General features: G+C 63.4%; 7 protein-coding genes. 2 read left to right on the top strand and 5 right to left on the bottom strand.

Annotation, left to right across the window (positions count from 1 at the left end):
* The first annotated feature begins 541 nt into the window (after positions 1-541).
* Together nosP and nahK are read left to right on the top strand one after the other, a co-directional pair.
* Positions 542-1,699, top strand: coding sequence for a nitric oxide-sensing protein NosP (gene nosP / locus J3361_RS27700; RefSeq protein WP_207967221.1), 1,158 nt, complete (start codon positions 542-544; stop codon positions 1,697-1,699).
* A complete protein-coding gene (nahK, locus tag J3361_RS27695) occupies positions 1,629-4,271 on the top strand; it encodes a hybrid sensor histidine kinase/response regulator NahK/ErcS' (protein WP_243459049.1) in 2,643 nt (880 codons plus the stop codon). The genes nosP and nahK overlap by 71 nt, the downstream gene beginning before the upstream one ends.
* A gap of 169 nt (positions 4,272-4,440) precedes the next feature.
* Here nahK and J3361_RS27690 read toward each other — a convergent pair whose 3' ends face one another.
* The 5 genes from J3361_RS27690 to J3361_RS27670 form a co-directional block, all read right to left on the bottom strand.
* The gene (locus tag J3361_RS27690) at positions 4,441-5,106 is read right to left on the bottom strand and encodes a response regulator transcription factor (RefSeq protein ID WP_186731030.1); all 666 of its coding nucleotides are present in this window, start codon (positions 5,104-5,106) and stop codon (positions 4,441-4,443) included.
* 59 nt (positions 5,107-5,165) lie between these two features.
* The gene (locus J3361_RS27685) at positions 5,166-5,699 is read right to left on the bottom strand and encodes a PQQ-dependent catabolism-associated CXXCW motif protein (protein WP_207967219.1); all 534 of its coding nucleotides are present in this window, start codon (positions 5,697-5,699) and stop codon (positions 5,166-5,168) included.
* A gap of 265 nt (positions 5,700-5,964) precedes the next feature.
* Positions 5,965-6,756 carry an ABC transporter permease gene (locus J3361_RS27680; protein ID WP_207967218.1) on the bottom strand — a complete coding sequence of 264 codons (792 nt, stop codon included), beginning with the start codon at positions 6,754-6,756 and terminating at the stop codon, positions 5,965-5,967.
* Positions 6,753-7,484 carry an ABC transporter ATP-binding protein gene (locus J3361_RS27675; RefSeq protein ID WP_207967217.1) on the bottom strand — a complete coding sequence of 244 codons (732 nt, stop codon included), beginning with the start codon at positions 7,482-7,484 and terminating at the stop codon, positions 6,753-6,755. Before J3361_RS27675 ends, J3361_RS27680 begins: the two co-directional genes overlap by 4 nt.
* Positions 7,481-8,485, bottom strand: coding sequence for a YVTN family beta-propeller repeat protein (locus J3361_RS27670; RefSeq protein ID WP_207967216.1), 1,005 nt, complete (start codon positions 8,483-8,485; stop codon positions 7,481-7,483). The genes J3361_RS27675 and J3361_RS27670 overlap by 4 nt, the downstream gene beginning before the upstream one ends.
* Positions 8,486-8,494 lie beyond the last annotated feature (9 nt).

The raw sequence follows: 8,494 nt of genomic DNA, 5'->3' as shown, positions 1-8,494 counted from the left end.
CCCGCTGGGCTGCGCAGCAGCCCCAAGGCCAGGCGCCGCGGTGTGTCAGGCTGGTGTCGTCAGCCTCATGGGGGCGCTTCGCACCCCAGCGGGAGCAAGCTCCCTCGCCACAAAAGCGGCCTTCATCTTGCTGGACGTCCGCGTGTGCTCACGGATGGGGAGTTTAGTTTTTGAAGAAGTGGAACCTCGGAGCGTCCTTGGCGACATTCCCACGCAGGAGCGAGGGAACGATCGACAGCCCCTGACACACGGCTGGACGGCTGTTGTGGCGAGGGAGCTTGCTCCCGCTGGGCTGCGCAGCAGCCCCAAGGCCAGGCGCCGCGGTGTGTCAGGTTGATGTGGGCAGCTTCATGGGGGCGCTTCGCGCCCAGCGGGAGCAAGCTCCCTCGCCACAAAGGTATTCCAAGCCAGGAGGAGGGGGCGCGGTGCGCATCACCTTCTCATCCCATGGAAGTGTCCACCCACTACCCAAGTAGCATTCGTCGCCCCGGCGCGGCTTCGTACACTCAGGGCTCCTATCACGCACCCGCCGGAGGCGACGATGCAGCAGAGCGAAGGTGTGGTGAGCGCCATGTCCCAGGCGACCGACGTCCAGCAGGTGGCCCAGGCGCTGGCGCGGCAGTTGTTGCACCCGCACTTGGGGTTCGTGCTGTTTTTCTGTTCCGCCGAATACGACTTGCCGGCCCTGGGCCAGGCGCTGTCCCAGAGTTTCGGCGGGATTCGCCTGGTGGGCTGCACCAGCGCCGGGGAAATCACCGCCCAGGGCTACGGCCGCAACTGCGTGACGGCGGTGGGGTTCGATCATCGACATTTTTCCATTGCCGCCGAGCTGATCGGAGAAATGGAGCACTTCAGCCTGATCGACGCCCAGCAAATGGTCGAGCGCCTGGCCAGCGGCTGTCGCAGCAACGCCTTGGCGCCGATCAAGGGCCACAGTTTCGCCTTGACCCTGCTCGACGGCCTGTCCAGCCGCGAGGAAATGGTGCTGGCGGCCTTGAGCGCCGCGTTGGGGGACATCCCGCATTTCGGCGGCTCGGCCGGCGATGACAACTACCTGACCCACACCCACGTCTACTTCGAAGGCCAGTTCCACAGCGGCGCGGCCGTGGTGGTGCTGATCAACACCTGGTTGGAGTTCGAGGTCTTCACCACCCACCACATCCTGCCCCGGGAAGAGAAACTGGTGGTGACCGGCGCCGACAGTGCTTCACGCCGGGTCTACGAACTCAACGCCGAACCCGCCGCCGAGGAATATGCCCGACACATTGGCGTCCCAGTCAGCGCCCTCGATTACCGGGTCTTCGCCGCCCATCCGCTGGCCGTGCGCATCAACGACCAGTACTACGTGCGGGCCATCCAGCAGGTACACCCGGACCTGAGCCTGAGCTTCTACTGTGCGGTGGAGAACGGCATCGTCCTCACCGCCATGACCCCCGGTCCTTTGCTGCACAACCTGCAAACGCTGTTCGACGGTTTGCAGGCGCGCCTCGGCGACTTGCTGCTGACCATCGGCTGCGATTGCTTCCTGCGGCGCCTGGAGCTGGAAGACCGCGGCGGCCTGGAACAGATCGGCGAGTTCCTGCGCGAACAACGGGTGATGGGATTCAACACCTATGGAGAACAGTTCAATGGCATGCACATCAACCAGACGTTCACCGGAGTTGCCATTGCCCGACATCGCGTCCCCGGCCATCGCTGACCTACAGGCCCAGCTCGCCAGCCTGCAGCACGAAAACCGCAAGTTGCGGCGCATCAACGCGGCGCTGATCGAGCGGGTGGAGTCTGGCGTCACCCGCGGCAACGACCCCTATGCGGCGTTCCAGCACTCGGTGGTGCTGGCCGAGCAGGTGCGTGAGCGCACCGACGCGCTGAACCAGGCCATGGCTGAACTCAAGGCCGGCAATCAGTTGCTGGGTGAAGCGCGGCTGCGGGCGGAAACGGCCCACCGGCACCTGATCGACGCCATCGAGAGCATCTCCGACGCGTTTGTGCTGTTCGACGAGCAGCAACGCATCGTCCTGTTCAACAGCCGCTTCAAGGCCTTCTGGGCCAACAGCCGGGTGCGCATCATTGCCGGGATGCGTCTTTCCGAGGTCAAGCGCTTGATGACCGCCAACGGCTTGTTCAGCGAAGAGCCTCGCGGCCAGGCCGACGAGCATGTGTTGTATCGCTTGCAGAACGGACGTTGGTTGCAAGTCAGCGAGCGGCCGACCCAGGAGGGCGGGCGAGTGATCCTGTTCACTGACATCACCGACGTCAAGCTCAGCGAAACCGTGCGCCGCGAGCAAGCCATCGCGCAGAAATCCCACCTGTTGCAGCGGGCGGTGGACAACCTGTCCCAGGGCGTGGCGATGGTCAACGCCCAAGGTGTGCTGGAGCTGTGGAACCGGCGCTTCCTTGAACTCAGTGGCCTGGCACCGGTGGCGGCCCACCGGCCCTTCAACGAAGTGATCGGCGACAGCGAGCTGCAACTGCTGACCCCGGCCAGTCGCGACAGCAACGGTCGGCTGATCCATGAATGCGAGCAGCGCCTGTCCGATGGCCGCGTCCTGGAGATCCGCACGCATCCACTGCCCACCGGCGGCTATGTCAACACCTTCACCGACATCACCGAGCGCTACCAGCACGCCGAGGCACTGAGCGAAAGCGAACGCTGGATCCGTCTGATCACCGACCATGTGCCGGCGCTGATCGCCTACCTCAACGCCGACCTGGTCTACGAATTCACCAACAAGGTCTATGAGCAGTGGTATTGCTGGCCCCGTGGCGTGATGCTCGGCCAGAGCCTGCGCGAAGCCCACAGCGAACAGCATTACCAGCGCCTGGAAGCCTACGTGGCCCGGGCGTTGGCGGGTGAGAGCGTGACGTTCGAATTCGCCGAGACCAACATCAATAACCAGGAGCGCTACATGCTGCGCTCCTACGTGCCGAATCGCCTGGCCAATGGCGAAGTGGTCGGGATCTTCGTGCTGATCCGCGACATCACCGAACGCCGCCGCACCGCCGAGGCATTGCATCAGGCTTACCAGAACCTGGAACAGCGAGTCCAGGAACGCACGGCCGAACTGACCACCCTCAATGACCAGTTGCTGCGTGAGATCGATGAGCGCAGCCGGGTGGAATTGCGCCTGCGCGAGGCCAAGCGCGAGGCCGAACAGGCCAACCTGTCGAAAACCAAATTCCTCGCAGCGGTCAGCCATGACCTGTTGCAACCGCTCAACGCTGCGCGGCTGTTCACCAGTGCCTTGCTCGAACGTCGCGAGCCGGTTGCCAACGCGCAATTGGTGCGCAACGTCAGCAATTCATTGCAGGACGTGGAGAACCTGTTGGGCACCTTGGTGGACATTTCCAAGTTGGACGCCGGGGTGATCAAGGCCGATGTTGCGCCGTTCGGCCTCAGCGAACTGCTGGAAAACCTGGCCGCCGAATATGCCCAGATCGCTCGCAGTGAAGGGCTGGAACTGCACTTTATCGGCTGTTCGGTGCTGGTGCGCAGCGACATGCAATTGCTCGCGCGGATCCTGCGCAACCTGCTGAGCAACGCCATTCGCTACACCCCCAGCGGTCGGGTGGTGCTGGGCTGCCGGCGGCATCGCCAGCGTGTGTCGATCCAAGTCTGGGACAGCGGCATCGGCATTGCCGAGAATCGCCTGGAGGAAATATTCCAGGAATTCAAGCGCGGCGACGTCCAGCGCCCGAACCAGGACCGTGGGTTGGGACTGGGCCTGGCGATTGTCGAGAAAATCGCCGGGATTCTCGGACACCGGATCCAGGTGCGTTCCTGGCCGGGCAAGGGCTCGATGTTCGCCATCGACGTGCCGCTGAGCGCCACCGCACCCAAGCCGTTGCCGTGCCTGGACATGAGCGAGCCGATGCTGGAAAGACTACGGGGGGCACGGGTCTGGGTGCTGGATAACGATGCGGCGATCTGCGCGGGCATGCGTACGTTGCTGGAGGGCTGGGGTTGCCAGGTGGTGACGGCGTTGTCGGAGCAGGACCTGGCCCGCCAGGTGGACAACTACCATGCCGAGGCCGACTTGCTGATCGCCGATTATCACCTGGACAACGATCAGAACGGCGTCGATGCGGTGGCCCGGATCAACGCCCGCCGGGCCTCACCGATCCCGGCCATGATGATCACTGCCAACTACAGCAACGAGCTCAAGCAGCAGATCCGCGAGCGCGGCCACACCCTGATGCACAAGCCGGTGCGGCCGATGAAACTCAAGATTGCGATGAGTCATCTGTTGGGCCAGACCCAGGGGCATTAAGTCGAACGCTGTTGTGGCGAGGGAGCTTGCTCCCGCTGGGCCGCGAAGCGGCCCCAATCCAGGTATCTCGATGTGCCAGGCTTGTTCAGGACAGGGCTGCTTCGCAGCCCAGCGGGAGCAAGCTCCCTCGCCACGGGGGTGTACACCTGTCCCTGTAGTGTTCAGCTGATCAACGCCGCAAATAAGCCCCGAAATCAATATCCCCGGCACTGAGGATCGCCTGCACCCGGTTGTGCACATTGAGCTTGCGCAGGATCGCCGAGACGTGGGCCTTGACCGTGGTTTCGGCGATGTCGAGGGTGTAGGCGATCTGCTTGTTCGACTCGCCCTTGGTCATGCGTTCGAGCACCAGCAGTTGCTTGCGGGTCAGGGCCTGGAGTAGTTCCGGTGGGAACGCCGGGGTTTCGTTCAGGCGGCGGCCCGTCGGGCTTTTTTGCGTGCGGATGATGTCGGGCGGCAGGTACACGTTGCCGTTGAGAATCTGTTCGATGGCGTCGGTCATTTGCGAGCGAGGCGAGGATTTGGTGATGAAACCTACCGCGCCATAGGTGATGGCCTGCAACACCACTTGCTTGTCCTGCTCGGCGGAGACGATCACCACAGGGATCGTCGGTGCTTCGTTGCGCAGGTTGATCAGGCCATTGAGCCCGTGCATGCCGGGCATGTTCAGGTCCAGGAGGATCAGGTCCAGGTCGTCGTGCTCGGCGGTCAAGGCCAGGGCACTGTCGAGGTCGGCGGTCTCCATGACCTCGCTGCCAGGAAAACCATCGCTGATGACGTTGTGGATGGCTTCGCGAAACAGTGGGTGATCGTCGGCTATCAGAATTTTATACATGGCCATTCACCTCGTTATTGTCGTGTGGGGCAGGGCAGTTGCACGCATTTCTTGCACGTTCAGGGAAAGGGTTCGGGCCGGGCCGCTTGCAGGGGCAGGTTCGCCGCCTCCCAGGCGTCGAGGCCATCGCGGTACCAATACAAATGCTTATAGCCCATGGCAGCGGCGCGTTTTACCGCGTTCCAGCTCAGCCAGCAATCCGAGCGACAATAAAAGACCAGCGGTCGGTCCAGCCGCCCGTCGGTGGCCGTGCGCAGGTGACGGCTGAAGTAGTCCTGCCAGGTCGGGTCGAGATCGCCATCCCCGGTATTGGCCAGCCACAGGCTGCCGGGAAGGTTGGCGTGGGATTCGTTGTCGATGAAACGTCCCTGGACCCACGGACGACGGTAGACATCGATCAGCCGCGGGGGCTGGGCTTGCTCGAGCAGGCGTTGCAGGGTTTGGGTGTCGAGGGTCTGGGCGCCGTCGACGGTGGCGGGCGTCGGGCTGCGGTATTGGGCAATGCGATAGCCCTGGGCTGAAAACAGCGCGGTCTCGGCCTGCGCGACATTCAGCGCCAGGCCCAGCAGGAGGATCGCCAGCAAACGGGGCATAGGATTTATCCTTTTTGTTATGCGCCCATTACATGCCAGGGTCGAGGTCTTGTGAATGCGACCATGGATAGGAAAACCAGTACTAAAGTAGTAATTTCGGGCTTAAAGACAAGCGTCATCCCGAAGTCATGCACAGCCTCTGTGGGAGCGAGCCTGCTCGCGATAGCGGTCTACCAGTCACATTTTTACTCGCTGAACCACCGCAATCGCGAGCAGGCTCGCTCCCACAGGGGAATCCACCTACAGGGGGATTTGCATGGCCGGTTCAACTGGCCTTGCGCAACGCCGCATGCTGCGGATTGAACGTCCACACCGCCAACAGCGCGAACACCAGGGTCAAGCCCACGCACACCGCCATCGCCAGCAGATTGAACTGCTCATACAGCGCAAAGCGCACCAACTCCACGCCATGGGTGAACGGGCTGACCGCGCAGAGCCAGTACAGCCATGGGCTGGCTTCCTGCATTTTCCACAGCGGATACAGCGCCGAGGACAGGAAGAACATCGGGAAGATCACGAAATTCATCACCCCGGCGAAGTTCTCCAGTTGCCGGATGGCATTGGACAACAATAGGCCCAGGGCACTGAGCATCAGCGCTACCAACAGCAGGGCGGGCAAGGCCAGCAGCAGGCCCATGGCCGGCGGTTGGATGCCGTACAGCCAGGCGATGGCGAGAAAGGCATAGACCTGCAACAGCGAGATCAGCGACGTCGCCAGCAACTTGCTCGCCAGCAGGAACGCCCGGGGCAGGGGACTGGTGAGTAGCACGCGCATGCTGCCCATTTCCCGGTCGTAGACCATCGACAGCGAGCCCTGCATGCCATTGAACAACAGGATCATGCAGGCCAGCCCCGGCACGATGTACACCTCGTAGGGGATGTAGGTGTCGTAGGGGGCGATGATGGCGATGCCCAGTGCCGCGCGAAAACCGGCGGCGAACACCAGCAGCCACAGCAGTGGCCGGACCAGGGCGCTGAGCAGCCGGGTGCGTTGTAGCACGAAGCGTAGCCATTCACGTATGACGATGCCGCTGAAACAGTGCCAATACGCGTTCATGGCCGGGCTCCCGAAGCGGTCAAATGAGTGAAGGCCGAACCGAGGGTGCCGCCGTGTTCCTGGCTCACCGCGTCGGCCTGGCCGCTGGCGACCAGGCGGCCCTGGTGCACGATCAACAGGTCGTCGCTGGGTTGCACTTCGTCCAGCAGGTGAGTGGTCCAGAGCACGCTGATGCCTTGCTCGCTGCACAGTTGCCGGATGTGCAGGCCCAGGGCGAGGCGGCTGGCAGGATCGAGGCCGACGCTGGGTTCGTCCAGCAGCAATAGGCGTGGTTCATGGAGCAGGGCGCGGGCGATTTCCACCCGACGTCGATGCCCTCCATTGAGGTCGCGTACCCGCTCGTGGCGGCGCTCGGTCAGGTGCTGGCGGGTCAGTTCGGCATCGACGCGGGCGCTACCCTGGCGCCGGGAAAAGCCATGCAGCGCCAAGTGATAGCGCAGGTTCTGTTCGATGCTCAGGTCCAGGTCCAGGGTGCTCTGTTGGAACACCACGCCCAACTGGCGCAAGGCCGGTCGCGGAGATTTTTGCAGAGAATGGCCGCCGACGCGGATCTCGCCGCGTTGTAGGTCGTACAGGCGGGTAAGCAGGGCGATCAGCGTCGACTTGCCGGCGCCGTTGGGCCCCAGCAGCGCGGCGAAACGTCCGGCGGGCAGGCTGAAACTCATCTGCTTGAGGGCTTCGCGTGCGCCATAGGCAAAGCTCAGGTCGCTGACCTCCAGGGCGTTCATGGCGTCACCACCACACCCCACGGATAGCGCCCGACTTTCACCGACTTCAGGACTTTGCGGCTCTCTACATCGATCACCGAAACATCGCCGCTGACGCCATTGGTCGCCAGCAGTTGCTTCTGGTCCGGGGTGAACGCCAGTTGCCAGACTCGCCGGCCTACCAGCAGATAGTCCAGCACCTCGAAGGTCTTGGCGTCGATCACTGCCACATGGTTGGCCGGGCCCAGGGCGACGAACGCCAGCTTGCCGTCGGCACTGAGCTTGATGCCCACCGGCTGGACCTTGTCCGGGTGCACGCCCTTGATCTGGAAGGTCAGGGTCTTGAGCACCTGGCGCGTAGCGACGTCGAGGATGGTCAAGGTGCCGCCGATCTCCGCCGAGGCCCAGAGCTGCGTGCCGTCGCGATTGAACTCGACGAAACGCGGCCGCTGGTCCACCAGGGTGTTGTCGGCCAGGGTCTGGGTGCTGGTGTCGATCCAGTGCAACATGTTCGTGGTTTCACTGGTGTTGACCGCCCACTTGCCGTCGGGGCTGACGGCCATGCCTTCGGGCTCGACACCGACGCCGATCTGGCCCAGCACTTCGGAGGTCTGGGTGTCGATCACCGTGACCAGGGCATCGTCTTCGTTGGACACGTAGAGCCAGCGGTCGTTGGGGTGCAGGGCGAACTGCTCCGGGTCCTTGCCGGACGGCAGTTCCTTGATGATCTTGCGGGTGGCGACGTCCATCACCTGGACCCGGTCCGAGTCGCTGGCGCAGATGTACAGCAGGCGATTGTCATGGGACAGCAACAGGCCGCGGGGGCGCTGGCCGACCGGCAGGGTCTCGATGACTTCCAGGCGCTGCAGGTCGATCAGGCTCAGGCTGTTGTCTTTTTCGTTGGAGACCCAGGCGATGCTGGCGGCGGCGGGGCCGGCGGCGAGCAACGCAGCACCCAGGGCGAGGGCTTTGCATAGCAGGGTTGGGCGGAGCTGGGCCGGGTAAATCAAGGCGCGGCGCATGGCGGTTTC

This window comes from Pseudomonas sp. OA65 (assembly GCF_017498305.1).
Classification (GTDB): Bacteria; Pseudomonadota; Gammaproteobacteria; order Pseudomonadales; family Pseudomonadaceae; genus Aquipseudomonas; species Aquipseudomonas zanjanensis.
Note: the sequence above shows the minus strand (reverse complement) of the source record. Positions and strands in the feature narration are given on the sequence as shown.

What these genes read in the sequence shown, in the direction of transcription:
- nosP (WP_207967221.1), top strand. Translation starts at nt 542, where the DNA reads ATGCAGCAGAGCGAAGGTGTGGTGAGCGCCATGTCCCAGGCGACCGAC.
- nahK (WP_243459049.1), top strand. Translation starts at nt 1,629, where the DNA reads ATGGCATGCACATCAACCAGACGTTCACCGGAGTTGCCATTGCCCGAC.
- J3361_RS27690 (WP_186731030.1), bottom strand. Translation starts at nt 5,106, where the DNA reads ATGTATAAAATTCTGATAGCCGACGATCACCCACTGTTTCGCGAAGCC.
- J3361_RS27685 (WP_207967219.1), bottom strand. Translation starts at nt 5,699, where the DNA reads ATGCCCCGTTTGCTGGCGATCCTCCTGCTGGGCCTGGCGCTGAATGTC.
- J3361_RS27680 (WP_207967218.1), bottom strand. Translation starts at nt 6,756, where the DNA reads ATGAACGCGTATTGGCACTGTTTCAGCGGCATCGTCATACGTGAATGG.
- J3361_RS27675 (WP_207967217.1), bottom strand. Translation starts at nt 7,484, where the DNA reads ATGAACGCCCTGGAGGTCAGCGACCTGAGCTTTGCCTATGGCGCACGC.
- J3361_RS27670 (WP_207967216.1), bottom strand. Translation starts at nt 8,485, where the DNA reads ATGCGCCGCGCCTTGATTTACCCGGCCCAGCTCCGCCCAACCCTGCTA.